Raw genomic sequence first — 15,388 nt, 5'->3', positions numbered from 1 at the left:
AGAAGGGCGAACGCCTCTCGCCCGGAGACCTCGCCGGACAGATCGCCCACTCTCTACGCAACACCGCGCGGGGTCTGGCCGGGGCCGGGGCGAGCTTCTCCGACGTCGTGCGCCTCCGGTTCTTCGTCACCGACTGGCAACCGGAGAAGTACACCGACTTCATGGCGGGCATCGAAAGCGTCGTCGAGGAGTTGGGGATCCCGCAGCCGCTGCCGCCGCTCTCGGCGATCGGAGTGGACTACCTCTTCGAGCCCGACGTCCTGGTCGAGGTCGAGGCGGAGGCCATCCTCGACTGAGGCGTGTCGGCGGGCCGACCGGCCCGCCGACGCGTTGTCTCCGTCATCGGAGAACCCCGTCAGGAGACCTCGGTGAGACCGCACCATTGCGCGATGAACAGGGCGATGGACTTGGTGATCCGCCGTACGGACTCGATGTCGACCCGCTCGTCGTACCCGTGGATGGCCTCGGAGATCGGACCGTAGACCAGTGCGGGAATCCCCTGGTAGAGGGCGTAAACGCGCCCGTCGAGGTAACCGGGGGTGGTGAAGGTGCGCAGCTCTTCCTCGAAGACGGTCGCGTGCGCCCGTCGCAGGACGTTCTCCGCGTCCGTGCCCTCGGGCAGGACGTAGCCCTGGGCGTAGAAGCCGGTCCGCTCCCCCACCGCCTCGATGGGATGGCCCGAATCGTCGGTGACGGTGCTCCGCAGGACGTCCTGGATCTGCTCCCAGGCGTCGTCGGCGCTCACCCCCGGGTAGATCGCGGCTCGCACCTGAAGCTCGCACCAGGCGGGAACGCTGGAGGGCCAGTCACCTCCGGTGATCCCACCGAGGTTGAAGTTGATGGGATGGTCCAGGTCCTCGAAGTAGGGGTGGTCCTCCTTCTCCTGGTTCCAACGCAGTTCGAGTTCACGCAGCCTTCCCATGACGTGGTGGGCGGCGTCGATCGCGTTGAATCCTGAGGACATCTCCCTCGGGTGCGTGGGGTGGCCCGCGACCCGCACGTTGAACCAGATGACGCCGACGTTGGCTCGGACGAGCATGTCCTCCTCGGGTTCGGGGATCAGTACGGCGTCGGCCGTGTAACCGCGCTGGATCGTCGCGATCGCACCGTTGCCGGTGCACTCCTCCTCGGCCACGGACTGGAAGTGGATGCGTCCGGCGGGCGCGAATCCGGCCTTGAGCACGGCGTCGTAGGCGAACAGGTTGGCGGCCAACCCCGCCTTCATGTCGCCACTGCCACGGCCATGGAGCCAGCCATCGATCACGGGAGCGTCCCAGGGCGACCTGGACCACTCTTCGAGGGGACCTTCGGGGACGACGTCGATGTGACCGTTGAGGATCAGCGAGCGGCCTTCACCGTGCACGGGTGTGTACGTCCCCACCACGTTCTCGACGCCTTCGTAGGAGACCTTGATCTCGCCCGCGCCGGGGTGGGCGGCGATCTCCTCGGCGTCGAGTTCCCAGCGGTCCATGGCCAGGCCGCGCCGGGACATGGCCTCGTACATGAGGTCTTGAGCCGAGGCCTCCTGGGTGCGCAGGGAGGGGTGGCGTACGAGTTCCCGGGTGAAGGCCAACTGGGCGTCGAAGGCTTCGTCGACCGCTCGGTCGATGCGCGCGATGATGTCGGGCGTGAGGCTCACGTGCGGATCTCCTGACTCGGGGTTGTGGTGGGAAGGGGCCTCTCAGGCCCTGGTTCGCGTGTCCTTGATCCGGATCCGCTCACCGGCGAAGCCGCCGAGCGCGGTGATGACGCAGATGCCGATGAGCACCAGCACGGCGGGCCAGGAGGCACCATCGTCGACGACCAGGAGCGCGGTGGCGATGAGCGGGAGGAACCCACTGAGGGTCCCGGCGAGGTTGTAGCCCAGGGAAACACCGCTGTAGCGCAGCCGGGGCGGGAAGAGGTCGGCCAGGAGTGCGCCGGTGACGGCGTAGGCGAGGGTGATGAGGCAGATACCGGTGGTCACCGCGATGGTGATCGCCCACGGGTCGGCCGTGTCGATGAGCCAGAACAGGGGGAAGGCCGCCACTGCCGTGGCCACGGCACCGATCACCGTCATTCGGCCGGGCCCGAAGCGCTCGGCCACGCGTCCGGCGACCAGGGTCGTGACGATCTGGAAGAGGGCCGCGACGAGCGTCGCGTTCACGACCATCTGTCGGTCGACCTCCAGGACACTGGAGGCGTAGGAGACCACGAACGTCGTCATCATGTAGAAACCGCCGACACCCAGGAGTGCCGCGGCGACCGCCACGAGCAGGCGGCCACCCGCTTCACGGAACAGGGCCAGGGCGGGCACCTTGGCGCGGTCCTCCATCTGCACGAGTTCCTGGAAGACGGGGGACTCCTCCACCCTCATGCGGATGTAGAGCGCGATGCCCAGCAGGGGGAAGGCCAGGAGGAAGGGAAGACGCCATCCCCACGCGTCGAACTCGGCCGCGGGCAGCAGCAGCACCGTGGAGAAGGCGGCGGAGGAGATGAGCGTGCCCACCGGGGATCCGACCTGGACCAGGGCCGCGTAACGGGCGCGTTGCCGTTCGGGGGCGTGCTCGATGGCGATGGTGATCGCGCCACCCCACTCACCGCCCACGGCCAGTCCCTGCAGGAGCCGCAGGACCGCCAGCAGGATCGGTGCCGCGAGCCCGATCGCGAGGTAGTCGGGGAGCAGCCCGATGAGCCCGGTCGCGCAGCCGATCATGACGATGGTGGCCAGCAACGCGGGGCGTCGGCCATAACGGTCGCCGACGTACCCGAAGATCAGCGCGCCGATGGGCCTGGCGGCGAAACCGACACCGAAGGTCGCCAGAGCCGCCATGAGACCCGCGTTCGGATCGAGGTCGGTGAAGAACAGGCGGTTGAAGACCAGTGCCGCGGCCATGCCGAACAGGAAGTAGTCGTACCACTCAAGGGCGGTCCCGACGAAGGCGGCGAAGGCGATCCGCCGCGCGTCGGAGGCGTTGACCGTCGGTCCGGCCCCGCCTGGGGCGGCCTGGTCCGGTTGTGACATGTGTTCCTCCGGGAGATGAGCATCGGCCGGACAGTGCGTGAACGACCAGGGCTGATGAAGCTCATCGTCTTGGAGAAAAAGAACCTCCACAAGCGCAGATCACAACGAACCCCCTGGATAAAATGTGCACATGCACAAATTCGAGCGATCGGGGGTCGTCCCCCGCGCGGCCGACGCCTGCCTGAGGGATCTCGGCGCCATCGCCTGGACCTACGTCCACAGGGTCCGCGAACTCACCGGTTACGCCGAGACCGTCATCGATGACACGGATCTGCACCGCACGGCCGGCGCCACGCTGGAGCTCCTCTTGGACCTCCTGCGGGGGCGGGACCGCTTCGAGGAGCTGCGAACCCACTCCGTCGAGGTGGGACGTTCACGCGCCCGCCGCGGGATCCCCCTGGAGTCGTTGCTGCGTGCGGTGCGCATGGACTTTCGCTTTCTGTGGGAAGCCATGCGCGGGCACGTACCGCGGGAGGACTTCTTGGAGTTCTCCGAGCAGGTCATCTCGATCTGGGAGGCGGTCGAGGTGCACACCACGTACGTGCAGACCGGGTACACCGACGAAATCGCTCGGATGCGCTCGGAACTCGAACTGGAGAACGCGTTCCTTCTTCGGCACCTGCTGAGCGAGTCGAGCACGGACGAGCGTCTGCACACACAGGCGGCGGAGGCCCTCGGGCTGCGCGCCGACGGTGTCCACGTCGTTTTCGTGGCCAACGAGGGCCACGCGCGTGACTTCAAGGAGTGGGTGGGACGGATCCTGCCGTCCACCGTCCTACTCCGTCTGGACGGGATCGAATTCGGAATCGTCCCCGCGGGGGACGTGACGGGCATGACCAGGACCGCACTGCTACAGAAACCCGTCGGGGTCTCACCCAGCGCCCACGGTGTGGGCGAGATAGCCGAAATGTGGAGGATCGCCCGCGAACTTTCGCAGTGGGCGGAGGAAGGTGGGGCGGCGACCGTCGGAAGCCACTGGACACACCTGGCGAGCGCCCGCCTGGGTTCGGTTTCCCAGGCCTTCTCCAGGGATGTCAGGAATTCGCTCGATCGATTCTCCGAACGTGAGATCAACCTACAGATCGAGACGGTCGAGGCCTATTTCATGACCGGTTCCATAACCGATGTCTCACAGAAGATGTTCTGCCACCGGAACACGGTCATCAACCGCCTTCGCAGATTCACGAACGCCACCGGGCTCGATGTCTCGAAACCGATGGACGCCTCCGCCGCCCACCTCGCGCTGAGAGATCATCAAGCGCCGTTAGCCGCCGAACCGTGAATCTACGACTTCCGGGTCGGTTTCCATTCGTGGGCGAGGAGCCCCATCAGGACCTCGTCCATGAACTCGCCCAGAACCCACCCGGAGGAACGCAGCACGCCCTCGCGGACGAAGCCGTTCTTCTCGGCGGCGCGCAGCATGGCGGCGTTGTCCGCCAGGGTCTCGATCTGCAGGCGGTGCAGGCCGCGCACCACGAAGCCGTAGTGACAGAGCACGGCGACCACGTCGGCGCCGTAGCCCTTGCCACGGGTGGCGGGAAGCAGGCCCAGGCCGATGTGCGCCGAGCGGTTGTGGGTGTCGATGCCCCACAGTGTCGCGGTGCCGATGAGAGAACCACCGCCCAGCTCCACGATGGAGAACTGGACGAGGTTCGGATTCTTGTCGTCCACGACGAGCCGCGGATCCTCGGTCCCGGGTGTGAGCGGCCGCCAGGGACCACCTTCGGCCCGCGACCCGGTGACCACGTCGTCGTAGAGCTCGGCCAGCAGGACCGGGATGTCTTCGTCGTGGCGGGCCCGCAGCCCGACCTTCTCTCCCCTGAGCATGGATGCTTACTATCGGACCGGTGGCCCCCGGGGCAATCGGATATTCGCGTCAGTCGGCCCGGGCCGGGGTCGGGCAGGAGTTCGCGGCGCGTAGGCGGGATCGCAGGGCCCAGGCCAGGAGCACCATGCCGGCGACCGCGAGCAGTGGTTGCAGCGGGGCGAACCAGGCCATGGCGCCGCTCGTTCCCAGGGCCAACAGGACGAGTTTGTTGCAGACCGGGCAGCCGATCGCGAACCACGCGAGGGCCGCGCCCACGATCCCTCGTCCCCCGTCGCGATCGCCGCTCGTCTCCGCCACCTCCGTCGTGCCGCGCACGTAGGTCGCCATGACCAGGCCGGACAGGAGCGAGGTGGCGATCCAGACCGGGTAGGACCACCAGGTCGGCTCGATCTCCCGAGCGAACAGTCCGTTCGGGATGAGGACTGCGGGCAGTCCGAGCAGGAGCAGGGTGGCGGCCGTGCCCAGGGCCGCCACGCCCCACTGTCGAAGTCCCCATGCGCGCATGCGACGTCCCTTCGATCGACCGGGGAGGCACCCCCGTTTCCCACGTGTTTCTATGCAGCATAGAGTACTTTCTATCGAGCATAGAAAGCAGAGGTACCCCATGCCCCCACAAGCGAAGGCGTCCACCACCGAGCCATTGCTGCTGACCGGCGCGGTACTGCTCGCCGTCGTCCTGGCGGTGGCCATCGGCCTCACCCTGGAGGAGGATCCCGGTGACGGAGGCGCGAACGCCTCCCGGGCGGAGCCACCGGCCGAGAACCGGATCAGCGAGGAGCAGCGGGAGTGGGGGCAGAGCCTGGCCCGCCGCGAGGCCGACGACCCCACCGCCCTGGGCGAGGAGGACGCCCCGGTGGTGATGGTCGCCTACTCCGACTTCACCTGTCCTTACTGTGCCACCTGGGCCCAAGAGACCCAACCCGAGCTGGTGGAACGCTATGTCGAGTCCGGTGACCTGCGGATCGAGTGGCGCGAGTTCCCCTACCTGGGCGATCTGGCCCGCGATCTCTCCGTGGGTGCTCTGGCCGCCGCCGAACAGGACGCCTTCTGGGAGTACCACGAGGCTGTGTTCGCGCGGCAGGAGGAACTGAAGTCGTCCTCCGATCCCGAAGGCGACCTGCGGGAGATCGTCGACGGCATCGGCGTGGACCTGGAACGCTTCGACACCGACCTGCGGGGCGAAGAGCTACGGGGTCGGGTCGACGCAGACTTCCTTGAGGGCCAGCGGATCGGGGTGTCCGGCACCCCGGCCTTCATCATCAACGGGGATCCGGTGATGGGAGCCCAACCACTGTCGGTCTTCGTCGACAGCGTCGACACCGCGCTGACCGCGACCGAGGGGTGAGCGGAGATGGACATCGGTTTCCTCGCGGCGGTGTTGGGCGGCGTGTTGGCCCTGCTCAGCCCGTGCAGCGCGCTGCTGCTGCCCTCGTTCTTCGCCTACGCCTTCCGTGACCCGGGGCGTCTCTTGCTGCGCACCTCGGTCTTCTACGCCGGGTTGTGTCTGACCCTGATCCCGCTCGGGGCGGGGTCGGCCATGGTCAGCATGCTCTTCTACGGGCACCGGGAAACGCTGATCAACGTGGCGGGCGCCGTCATCATCGTCTTCGGTGTCCTACAGATCCTGGGGTTGGGGTTCACCTGGGCGCCACTGGCGCGGGCCCAGGGCCGGTTCGCCGCTGGGCGGGGGCATCTGTCGGTGCTCGGTCTGGGCGCCGTCTACGGGTTGGCGGGGTTCTGTTCGGGGCCGATCCTGGGCGCGGTCCTGACCGTCGCGGCGACCGGCACCCCACTGCGCGGCATGTTCCTCATGGCCGCCTACGCTCTGGGCATGGTCTTGCCCATGTTCGTGCTGGCCCTGTTGTGGGACCGCTACGACCTGGGCCGCCGCCGGTGGCTGCGCGGCCGATCGGTGCGCTTGGGCCCCCTGACCACGCACACCACCGCGCTGCTGAGCGGCGGTCTGTTCATCGGGATCGGGGTGCTCTTCATCGCCTTCGACGGCACCGCGTCCATGGCGGGTCTGCCCGGGATGGCGGGAGCGGAACAACTCGCCTATCGAGCCCAGGAGTCGCTGTCCCGGTTGGGCACGATGACCGACCTCGTGGCCCTGGTCCTGGGAGCGGTCGTGGTCGGCGGATCGCTCGTGTTCACCTGGCGGTCCAGGCACCGGGCTTCCGCCGACGCGGACGGCCACGAGACCTCCGGGAAGGGCTGACGTTGCCGTCCACGAAGGGACTCGGTGCCCTGGCGGGTGCCGCGATGCTGTTCCTGAGCGCCTGCGCGGGGCCGGGCGAGAACGGTTCCGACACGGTGCCGCGCGACGACCCGCCCCTGCCTCCACCCGAGGTCTCCGGGCCACTCCCCGCACCGCTGCGGGCCGATCCCCTGTGGACGGCGCCGTTCTCCTCCGAGCCCAAGGCCACCGAGTCGATGTTCGTCGGGGTGGTCCAGGAACGGGAGGGCGGCGCGGTCGAGTTCCTGGGGGTCGACCACACCGGTCGTACCCGCTGGTCGACCGAGCGCGACCCCGAGTGCACCGGGTTCGTCATCACGCGCGATCCGCGGGACGGTTCCGAACTGGTGGTGTTGCTGGACAAGGAGAAGGATCCGGACGGGGGTTTCCTGGCCACCAGGACCACCGCGTCGGCGTTCCGGCCCGACGACGGTGAACTCGTGTGGGGCCCCGTGGACGTTCCCGGCACCCTGGTGGGCCCGGGGTTGGTGTTCGCCGCCGTTCAGGGGAGCGTCATGAGCGACCACACCGGCCCCAAGCTCGCCCTGCATCCGGGCACGGGCGCGGTGGTCGCCGACGAGCACGAGGACGAAGTGATCCTGCACGAGTACCACGGTGTGGTGTTGGTCCATCGTGACGAGGCGCTTCGGGCAATCGACTTCACCGGCGCGGATCTGTGGGACCACACCGACCTGGAGGTACCCGAAGAGTTGGACGCCTCGGACGTCCGGGTCGGGTACGGTCCCCGTCCCGACGACGACTCCGCGGCCGCGGTCACATTCGTGTGGACCGCTCCCTCCGATGAGGAACCCCTGCTGTACACGGTGCACGACCTTCGGACCGGTGATCGGCTCCTCACGCTCGCAGCCGATCGTGAACCCCGGGCCCTGGACGTCGGAGACGGCCGCACGGCGGTCCTCGGCACACCGACGGAGACCCCGGACGCGTCGAGCGTGCAGGTGGTGACAGACGAGGGGGACGCCCCGCTCTGGCGGCACGAGGTGGGTCCGGACGCGCGTATGCGTGGGGCGGCCGGCGCCACCCTCTACCTCGATGACGCGGACGCGCACCAGGCCCTCGACGTACGGACCGGGTCGCTGGACCAGGAATGGGAGGGTTCCGCCGAACCGCCCGCCGCCGCGCTCGAATCGGGCCCGGCCCTGGTGGAGGTCACCACCGCCGACGAGTCGCGGGTGTTCGCCGCGCTTCCCATGGGTTGAACGGCACCTCCTCCTGACGCGACTTCTTCTATGGCGGATAGAATCCCACGAAGGCGCGGCGGACGCCGCGGTGGAGTCCACTGGAGACGGGTGCCATGCTCACGGGCCTTGGGTCGTTGGAATCAGAGGTCATGGAGGCGTTGTGGGCCTCTCCCTCCCCCATGAGCGTTCGCCAGGTGCTGGATTCCCTCCCACGTGAGGGAATCGCCTACACGACGATCTCCACCGTTCTGGAGAACCTGCGCCGCAAGGGGTGGGTGCGGCGTGAACGGCTGGGACGCCTCTGGTTCTACCAACCGCTGAGCGATCGCCCCACCCACGCGGCCGAACGGATGCGCGACGCCCTGGAGGACGGCCGGGACGCCGGGGCCACGCTCCTGCGGTTCGTCGACGGTATGAGCCCCGAGGAGGTGCGCACCCTGCGCGCGCTGTTGGCCGAGCACCCCGAGGAGGAGCCGTGATCTGGTCGTTCGTGGCGGTGTGCGCCGTGGTCGTGCTCAGCGTCAAGGGCCCCGACGTCCTGCGTCGCGCCACCACGGACTGTGGCCCAGGGCCACGCGGCGAGCTTGGGCTGTGGGTGGGGGCGAGCGCCGTGTGGCTGCTCTCGTGCGCGGCCCTGACGATGGTGGCCGCCGCCGAACTCCTGGGTCCGTCGGTCAAGGGCGTCATCGCCATGTGCGTGAACCTCTTCCAAGCACTGGAGGGTCAGGGGTCCGGCGCGGTGGGGTTCGTCGGGACGGCCCTGGCCCTGGCCCTGCTCGCCGTCGCCCGACTGACGTGGACCGGTTTGCTGCGCGGGCGGTCCGGTCGGTCCTGGCGGCGTGGACACCACCGGGAACTGAGCGAGGGCGCGGTGCGCCACGTCCTGTACGGGCACCGCGTGTGGCTGGTGCCTTCGGGCCGGCTCAGCGCCTACTGCGTGCCCGGTGACGGTGGCCGGATCGTCATCACCAGCGGGGCCCTGGAGGCCCTGACCCCGCGCCAGACGCTGGCCGTGTTGGAGCACGAGAGCGCCCATCTGTCCGGCGGCCACCACCTGTTGGTCGGCTGGGTGGGTCTGCTGGACCGGGCCTTTCCGGGGGTTCCGCTACTGCGGGAGGCCGCCCGGCGTGTGTCCGTCCTGGTCGAGTGGGCCGCCGACGATCGCGCCGTGCGCCGTGTGGGGGTCGGACCACTGGCACACGCGCTGGGGCGACTCGCCGATGCCCAGGACGGGCATGGTGCCGCGACACTGTCCATCGGTGGCGCCTGCCCGATCGAGCGGGTGCGGCGCCAGGTCGCGCCTTCGCCGAGCTGTCCGCGCGCCCTGGTCTGGGCACGTTCGGTGTTCGCGGGCCTGCTGGTCGCGGCCCCTCTCGCGTTCACGGTCACGATGACGCTGGCCTGCGCGATCGTCCCCCCTTGTTCCTGTCTGACCTGACCGATACCGGTCGTATCGGGGATCGGGATTGCCCCGGCACGGGCCCATGGCGAGGATGTGTGGGCCGAATATCGATGGGGGGCTCATGTTCGACGTGATCGTGGTGGGTGGCGGACCGACCGGAGTCATGCTGGCCGCGGAGTTGCGGATGCGCGGGATTCAGGTGCTCGTGGTGGAACGGGACACCGAACCCACGAAGGTGGTGCGCGGGCTCGGGTTGCACGTGCGCAGCGTCGAGATCATGGACCAGCGCGGCCTGCTGGAGCGGTTCCTCCAGGAGGGGCGGCGGTATCCGTTGGGGGCGGTGTACGCGGGGATCGCCAAACCGGCTCCGGAGGGGCTGGACACCGCGCACCCCTACATCCTCGGCATCCCACAGACCATCACGGAGCGGTTGTTGAGGGAGCACGCCGAGGAGCTGGACGTGCCGGTCCGGCGCGGCCGGGCTCTGGTCGACCTGGAGCAGGACGAGGACGGCGTCACCGCGATCCTGGACGACGGCTCACGGTTGCGGTCGCGCTACCTGGTGGGCTGCGACGGCGGTCGGGGCACGGTGCGCAAGCTGCTCGGGATCGGCTTTCCTGGTGAACCCGCCACAAGCGAATGGCTCCTGGGCGAGGCGCGGCTGACCATGCCCATGGCCAAGGTGATGGCGGTGGTCACCCGGGTTCGGGAGACCCAACCGCGTTTCGGTGTGGGGCCCGCGTCGGACGAGGTGTTCCGGATCGTCGTCCCGGCGGAGCGGATGGCCCAGGACCGGTCCGTCCCGCCGACCTTGGCGGAGCTGCGCGGGGCGTTGCGGGCGACCGCCGGCACGGATTTCGGCACGCACTCGCCCCGGTGGCTCTCCCGTTTCGGGGACGCCACCAGGTTGGCCGAGAAGTACCGGGTCGATCGGGTACTGCTGGCCGGTGACTCTGCGCACGTGCATCCGCCGCTGGGCGGACAGGGACTCAACCTGGGCGTACAGGACGCGTTCAACCTGGGATGGAAGCTGGCCGCCGAACTCCAGGGATGGGCACCGCAGGGGCTGCTCGACGGTTACGAGAGCGAACGCCGTCCGGTGGCCGAGACCGTGTTGGACGGCACCCGCGCGCAGGGGGTGCTGATGAACCAGGACGCCGGCTCGCAGGCGGTGCGTCGGCTGGTCTCGGACCTGATGGACCTGGAGGAGGCCAACCGGTTGCTCATCGAGCGGATCACCGCGATCGGGGTCCGCTACGACGTCGGGGAGGGGCACCGGCTGCTCGGTCGGCGGCTGAGGGACGTGGAGTTGGAACAGGGACGGCTGTTCGAACACATGCGCGATGGCCGCGGGCTGTTGGTGGACGCCACCGGCGGGCTCTCTGTCAACGGGTGGCAGGACCGGGTCGGCCGCGTCGTCGCTCCCGCCGGCGCGCTGGACGTACCGGCCGCGCTGTTGCGACCGGACGGCCACGTGGTGTGGGTCGGCGAGGACCCGGAGGGACTGTCCGAAGCACTCCCCCGCTGGTTCGGCGCCACCACCTGAGCGGGCGCCATGGACGTGGCGGCGCCGGTGTCGGTGGGATGTGGTTGTCTCATCCCATGGGTGTTGAGATCGAACGGTTCCTGCGGTTGGTGCGCGCGCTTCCGGAGTGCACCGGTACCGAGTCGCGGCGTTACACGACCTTCCGGGTACGCGAGAAACCGTTCGGATACCTGTGGCCGGACACCGCCACCGTCGGGCTCAAGCAGACCCTCATCGAACAGGCCGCGCTGGTCGCCGAACGCCCCGACGTGTTCGAGGCGCAGTTCACCGCGGGCGGGTTCGGCTGGGTGGTGGTGCACCTGGACCGCATCGACGTGGACGAGCTCAGCGAGCTCACCCTGGAGGCCTGGTACCTGACCGCGCCCGAGGAACTCCTGGCCTCCCCACCGAGCCCGGAGACCCTGGTCCGGGCGGGCTGACCGAACTCAAGGAGTGCCGCGGAAGGTGCGTCGGTAGGCGCCGGGGGTCACCCCGAGCGCCTGCTGCATGTGCAGTCGCAGGGACGCCCCGGTACCGAAGCCCGCGCGTTCCGCGATCCGGTCCACCGGCAGGTCCGAACCCTCCAGCAGGTGCTTGGCCAGGTCCAGGCGTTGCTCGGCCAGCCAACGCCCCGGGGACAGCCCGGTCTCGTCGCGGAAGCGGCGGGTGAAGGTGCGCACGCTCATCGCCGCGTGGTCGGCCATCTGTCGAAGCCCGGGCTGTTCGTCCAGGTGTTCCAGCGCCCAGGTACGGGCCGCGGCCGTGGCGGCGCGGCCGGGTTCGGGCAGGGGGCGCCGGATGTACTGGGCCTGGCCGCCCTCGCGGTGCGGTGGGACGACCGTGCCACGTGCCACCTCGTTGGCGACGGCCGCGCCGTGGTCGCACCGGATCATGTGCAGGCACAGGTCGATACCGGAGGCCACCCCGGCGGCGGTGAGGTGTCGGCCGTTGTCGGTGTAGAGCACGTCCGGGTCGAGTTCGATGTGCGGGTACATGGCGCGGAAGTATCCGACCGAACGCCAGTGGGTGGTGACCCGGCAGCCGTCCAGCATCCCGGCGGCGGCGAGCACGAACGCGCCGGTGCAGATGGAGGCCACGCGCGCGGTGGCGGGGATGAGTTCCAGGGCGGCGGCCAGGTCCGGGGAGAGGGGGTCGTGGGGGCGTTCTCCGTAGTCCTCGTCGGCGGCGGGAAGCACGACCGTGGCGGCCTGGGCCAGGGCTTCGGGGCCGTGGTCGACGAGGAGGCGGAAGTCGGCGTCGGCGCGGATCGGTCCGGGTTCCAGGGCACAGGTACGCACCTCGTACAGGGGCGCGCCGTCGGGGTCGCGGGCCTGGCCGAACAGGCGGTGCACGGCAGCGGCCTCGAAGGAGAGCAGTCCTTGGCGGGCCAGGACGGCGACCGGGTGGCGTTCGGGGTGCCGGAATACGCTCATGGCCCGATCCTTTCACTTATTGGCTTTCGGGCCACTGTCGACGGTGGGGTCCGGCGAAGGAACCTGGGTCCATGCAGACGACGACGCACGTTCCCTCCCCCGTCCGACCGCGCCGGGCCTGGTTGATGGCTCTGGTGGCCGGGCTGGTCATCACGGGCGCGGCAGCCTTCGCGACCATGCCCGGCCTGCTCACCGAACCACTACGGACCGAGTACCGGTGGTCGCGAGCCGAGATCGGCCTGGCCGCGTCTGTGAACATGGTGCTGTACGGGTTGGTCGCCCCCTTCGCGGCGGCGTGGATGGACCGGTTCGGGCTGCGTCGCGTGGCGCTGGTGGCGCTGGTGCTGGTCGCGGTGGGAGCGGCCCTGACCACGCTGATGTCGCAGGCCTGGCAGTTCACCCTGTACTGGGGGCTGCTGGTGGGCGCCGGGACGGGATCACTGTCGATGACCTTCGCCGCCACGGTGGCCCAACGTTGGTTCGTGGCACGGCGTGGCCTGGTGGTGGGCGCGTTGACCGGGGCGAGCGCGTTCGGTCAGATGGTGTTCCTACCGGCGCTGGCCTGGGTGGTGGACCACCACTCCTGGCGACCGGCGGTGGTGGGTTTGGCGTTGACCGCCGTGGTGTTGGCGGTCCTGGCCGCTTTGGTGCTGCGTGACCACCCGGCCGACGTGGGGCTCGTGCCCTATGGCGCGGCGGGGCTGATCGCCCGTCCCGCACCGGAGAGGGGCGCGTCGGCCCGAACGTTGCGGGTGTTGTCCACCTCGGTGCGCGATCGGCGATTCTGGTTGTTGGCCGCGATCTTCGCGGTGTGCGGGGCGACCACCAACGGGCTGTTGTGGACGCACTTCGTGCCGGCCGCCCAGGACCAGGGCATGGCGGTGACGGCGGCCGCGGCCCTTGTCTCGGCGGTGGGGGTGTTCTCCCTGGTGGGGACGGTCGCCTCCGGCTGGTCGTCGGACCGGTTCGATCCTCGGTGGTTGTTGGCGTCCTACTACGCCGGCCGGGCGGTGTTGTTGGCGGTGTTGCCTCTGGTGTTGGGGCCGCAGGCGGGCCCGGCGATGGTGGCGTTCGTGGTGCTGTTCGGGTTGTTGGACGTGGCGACGGTTCCGCCGACGATCTTGCTCGCCCGGCGGATGTTCGGCGCGGACGGGGCGGTGGTGTTCGGTTGGGTGAACGCGGTGCACCAGGTGGGCGCGGGGGCCATGGCGGTCGTCGGTGGTCTGGTGCGGGACGTGGGCGGTGGTTATGGACCGGTGTGGCTGTTGGCGGCCGCGCTGTGCGTACTGGCGGCGTCGGCGTCCCTGCGCCTGGGGAGGTCGAAACGATGAGGAGCCTGTTCCGGACTTGGGGAAGGGCTCGACCGAGCGTGTTCTCGCTGGTGGTTTTGGTACTGGTGGGTTTGCTGGGATACGTGGGACTGTCCGGTTGGGACCGGGGGGTGCGCGCGGCTCGGGGCGAGGGCGCACCGGGTGTGTTCGTGGCCGAGTCGCTGTCGTGCGTGCGGCACCCGGGGCACGAGTCGTGCGTGTGTCAGGGGACGTTCACCCCGGAGAATTCCGGGGAGGAGCGATCGGTGCGGTTGCACGCCGCCCAGCGGAGCGACTGCGTGCGCGGGGCCGAGGTCGCCTCGGTGGACTCCGGCGCGGCCGATCGGGTCTACGGCCCGTGGGGGTCACGGGAGTGGGTGTTCTCGGCGGTCCTGGTGTCCATCGCGGTGGGTGCGACCGTCGTCATCGTGGCGGGATGGTTCCGGCCCCGGCGAGAGTCGGAGGAGGCGGGTTCGGGCAGGTGACGACGGGGCGTTGCGGTCTCGGCAGAACGGTACCGCGATCCGATCGGAACCCGCCGTGGGAGCGGTCCCAAAATCTCCCCGAAACCCTCTTGTGACGCAGCGGAATCACACCTACAGTCACTTAACACTTGTTCAGCTCGGTCTCGGGTCAGTACCCGCCGGAACCGCGCGCGACCCGCTAGCACGCGCGTGTCCAGGGCGCCCGAAGGCCCCGATCCCCCTTGGAGACAAGGATGCGCAAGCGCACCAAGAACACCCTGACCGCCACCGTGGGCCTGGGCGCCGCGGCGGCCCTCACCGCCACCGCCCTGACCTGGACCGGCGGCGACACCGCCGACAACAGCGCCCTGACCTCGGCCGAAGCCGCAGAACCGGGCGCGCTCGTGTGGTCCGACGAGTTCGACGGCGCGGCCGGCGACGCCCCCGACCCCGCCAACTGGAACCACGAGACCGGTGACCACGGCTGGGGCAACCAGGAGTTGCAGAACTACACCGAGAGCCGGGAGAACTCCGCGCTCGACGGTGACGGCAACCTCGTCATCACCGCCCAGCGGGAGGACGACGGCTCCTACACCTCGGCGCGTATGACCACCCAGAACAACATCGAGCACGCCTACGGCCGTATCGAGGCCCGTATCCAACTGCCCAGCGGACAGGGCATCTGGCCGGCGTTCTGGATGCTGGGCTCCGACTTCCCCGAGACCGAGTGGCCGAACTCCGGCGAGATCGACATCATGGAGTTCATCGGCAGCGACGTCGGCACGGTCCACGGCACCGTGCACGGTCCCGGCTACTCGGGCGGCGACGGAGTGGGCGCCTCCTACGATCACCCTGAGGGCGGCAACTTCGCCGACGACTTCCACGTCTTCGCCATCGACTGGGAGCCCGGCTCCATCACCTGGTCGGTGGACGGCGTCCCCTTCAACACCATCACCCCCGACGACGTCGGCGGCGACTGGGTCT

At 69.4% G+C, this 15,388-nt stretch carries 17 protein-coding genes; 12 read left to right on the top strand and 5 right to left on the bottom strand.

What is annotated here, in order from left to right; translation table 11 throughout:
* On the top strand, positions 1–296 hold a 296-nt coding region (locus tag K8V84_RS06140; RefSeq protein ID WP_304071566.1), incomplete at its 5' end, for a RidA family protein.
* Between the two features lie 59 nt (positions 297–355).
* Here K8V84_RS06140 and K8V84_RS06135 read toward each other — a convergent pair.
* Complete coding sequence (locus K8V84_RS06135) at positions 356–1,639, bottom strand: ArgE/DapE family deacylase (protein WP_304071563.1); 1,284 nt, start codon at positions 1,637–1,639, stop codon at positions 356–358.
* 42 nt (positions 1,640–1,681) lie between these two features.
* Entirely contained in the window at positions 1,682–3,004 is a 1,323-nt protein-coding gene (locus K8V84_RS06130; protein ID WP_304071560.1) for an MFS transporter, read from the bottom strand.
* Between the two features lie 130 nt (positions 3,005–3,134).
* Between K8V84_RS06130 and K8V84_RS06125 the strand changes: the two genes are divergently transcribed.
* Complete coding sequence (locus tag K8V84_RS06125) at positions 3,135–4,286, top strand: helix-turn-helix domain-containing protein (protein ID WP_304071557.1); 1,152 nt, start codon at positions 3,135–3,137, stop codon at positions 4,284–4,286.
* A gap of 2 nt (positions 4,287–4,288) precedes the next feature.
* Here the strand turns inward: K8V84_RS06125 and K8V84_RS06120 are convergent, their stop codons facing one another.
* Together K8V84_RS06120 and K8V84_RS06115 are read right to left on the bottom strand one after the other, a co-directional pair.
* Positions 4,289–4,831: a GNAT family protein gene (locus K8V84_RS06120; RefSeq protein WP_304071554.1), complete on the bottom strand. Its 543-nt coding sequence runs from the start codon at positions 4,829–4,831 to the stop codon at positions 4,289–4,291.
* Between the two features lie 49 nt (positions 4,832–4,880).
* Positions 4,881–5,336, bottom strand: coding sequence for a hypothetical protein (locus K8V84_RS06115; protein WP_304071551.1), 456 nt, complete (start codon positions 5,334–5,336; stop codon positions 4,881–4,883).
* Positions 5,337–5,436: 100 nt separating this feature from the next.
* Between K8V84_RS06115 and K8V84_RS06110 the strand changes: the two genes are divergently transcribed.
* The 7 genes from K8V84_RS06110 (at position 5,437) to K8V84_RS06080 (ending at position 11,637) form a co-directional block, all read left to right on the top strand.
* Positions 5,437–6,177 (top strand): thioredoxin domain-containing protein, encoded by a 741-nt coding sequence (locus tag K8V84_RS06110; protein WP_304071548.1) that lies wholly within the window; start codon positions 5,437–5,439, stop codon positions 6,175–6,177.
* 6 nt (positions 6,178–6,183) lie between these two features.
* Positions 6,184–7,050 carry a cytochrome c biogenesis CcdA family protein gene (locus tag K8V84_RS06105; RefSeq protein WP_304071545.1) on the top strand — a complete coding sequence of 289 codons (867 nt, stop codon included), beginning with the start codon at positions 6,184–6,186 and terminating at the stop codon, positions 7,048–7,050.
* Between the two features lie 2 nt (positions 7,051–7,052).
* Positions 7,053–8,288 carry a pyrroloquinoline quinone biosynthesis protein gene (locus K8V84_RS06100; RefSeq protein ID WP_304071543.1) on the top strand — a complete coding sequence of 412 codons (1,236 nt, stop codon included), beginning with the start codon at positions 7,053–7,055 and terminating at the stop codon, positions 8,286–8,288.
* 95 nt (positions 8,289–8,383) lie between these two features.
* On the top strand, positions 8,384–8,749 hold the full coding sequence (locus K8V84_RS06095) for a BlaI/MecI/CopY family transcriptional regulator (protein ID WP_304071540.1): 366 nt from the start codon (positions 8,384–8,386) through the stop codon (positions 8,747–8,749).
* Positions 8,746–9,708, top strand: a complete 963-nt coding sequence (locus tag K8V84_RS06090) for a M56 family metallopeptidase (protein ID WP_304071536.1) — start codon at positions 8,746–8,748, stop codon at positions 9,706–9,708. The genes K8V84_RS06095 and K8V84_RS06090 overlap by 4 nt, the downstream gene beginning before the upstream one ends.
* A gap of 85 nt (positions 9,709–9,793) precedes the next feature.
* Positions 9,794–11,218: a rifampin monooxygenase gene (gene rox, locus K8V84_RS06085; RefSeq protein ID WP_304071534.1), complete on the top strand. Its 1,425-nt coding sequence runs from the start codon at positions 9,794–9,796 to the stop codon at positions 11,216–11,218.
* 56 nt (positions 11,219–11,274) lie between these two features.
* Positions 11,275–11,637, top strand: coding sequence for an MmcQ/YjbR family DNA-binding protein (locus tag K8V84_RS06080; RefSeq protein ID WP_304071531.1), 363 nt, complete (start codon positions 11,275–11,277; stop codon positions 11,635–11,637).
* A 6-nt stretch (positions 11,638–11,643) separates the two neighbouring features.
* On the opposite strand, the gene K8V84_RS06075 is transcribed toward K8V84_RS06080, so the two are convergent.
* Positions 11,644–12,630 carry a GlxA family transcriptional regulator gene (locus K8V84_RS06075; RefSeq protein WP_304071529.1) on the bottom strand — a complete coding sequence of 329 codons (987 nt, stop codon included), beginning with the start codon at positions 12,628–12,630 and terminating at the stop codon, positions 11,644–11,646.
* Between the two features lie 71 nt (positions 12,631–12,701).
* Between K8V84_RS06075 and K8V84_RS06070 the strand changes: the two genes are divergently transcribed.
* The 3 genes from K8V84_RS06070 to K8V84_RS06060 all read left to right on the top strand — a co-directional run.
* Complete coding sequence (locus K8V84_RS06070) at positions 12,702–13,961, top strand: MFS transporter (protein WP_304071526.1); 1,260 nt, start codon at positions 12,702–12,704, stop codon at positions 13,959–13,961.
* Positions 13,962–14,011: 50 nt separating this feature from the next.
* On the top strand, positions 14,012–14,425 hold the full coding sequence (locus tag K8V84_RS06065; protein WP_304071524.1) for a hypothetical protein: 414 nt from the start codon (positions 14,012–14,014) through the stop codon (positions 14,423–14,425).
* Positions 14,426–14,658: 233 nt separating this feature from the next.
* On the top strand, positions 14,659–15,388 hold a 730-nt coding region (locus tag K8V84_RS06060), incomplete at its 3' end, for a glycoside hydrolase family 16 protein (protein WP_304071521.1).

The organism is Nocardiopsis listeri, assembly GCF_020741345.1.
Lineage (GTDB): Bacteria > Actinomycetota > Actinomycetes > Streptosporangiales > Streptosporangiaceae > Nocardiopsis > Nocardiopsis listeri_A.
This window is presented reverse-complemented; position numbering and strand designations above follow the sequence as displayed.

Excerpts from the sequence above, each read along its gene's own strand:
- K8V84_RS06130 (WP_304071560.1), bottom strand. The coding sequence starts at position 3,004 with ATGTCACAACCGGACCAGGCCGCCCCAGGCGGGGCCGGACCGACGGTC.
- K8V84_RS06125 (WP_304071557.1), top strand. The coding sequence starts at position 3,135 with ATGCACAAATTCGAGCGATCGGGGGTCGTCCCCCGCGCGGCCGACGCC.
- K8V84_RS06120 (WP_304071554.1), bottom strand. The coding sequence starts at position 4,831 with ATGCTCAGGGGAGAGAAGGTCGGGCTGCGGGCCCGCCACGACGAAGAC.
- K8V84_RS06115 (WP_304071551.1), bottom strand. The coding sequence starts at position 5,336 with ATGCGCGCATGGGGACTTCGACAGTGGGGCGTGGCGGCCCTGGGCACG.
- K8V84_RS06110 (WP_304071548.1), top strand. The coding sequence starts at position 5,437 with ATGCCCCCACAAGCGAAGGCGTCCACCACCGAGCCATTGCTGCTGACC.
- K8V84_RS06105 (WP_304071545.1), top strand. The coding sequence starts at position 6,184 with ATGGACATCGGTTTCCTCGCGGCGGTGTTGGGCGGCGTGTTGGCCCTG.
- K8V84_RS06095 (WP_304071540.1), top strand. The coding sequence starts at position 8,384 with ATGCTCACGGGCCTTGGGTCGTTGGAATCAGAGGTCATGGAGGCGTTG.
- rox (WP_304071534.1), top strand. The coding sequence starts at position 9,794 with ATGTTCGACGTGATCGTGGTGGGTGGCGGACCGACCGGAGTCATGCTG.
- K8V84_RS06080 (WP_304071531.1), top strand. The coding sequence starts at position 11,275 with ATGGGTGTTGAGATCGAACGGTTCCTGCGGTTGGTGCGCGCGCTTCCG.
- K8V84_RS06075 (WP_304071529.1), bottom strand. The coding sequence starts at position 12,630 with ATGAGCGTATTCCGGCACCCCGAACGCCACCCGGTCGCCGTCCTGGCC.
- K8V84_RS06070 (WP_304071526.1), top strand. The coding sequence starts at position 12,702 with ATGCAGACGACGACGCACGTTCCCTCCCCCGTCCGACCGCGCCGGGCC.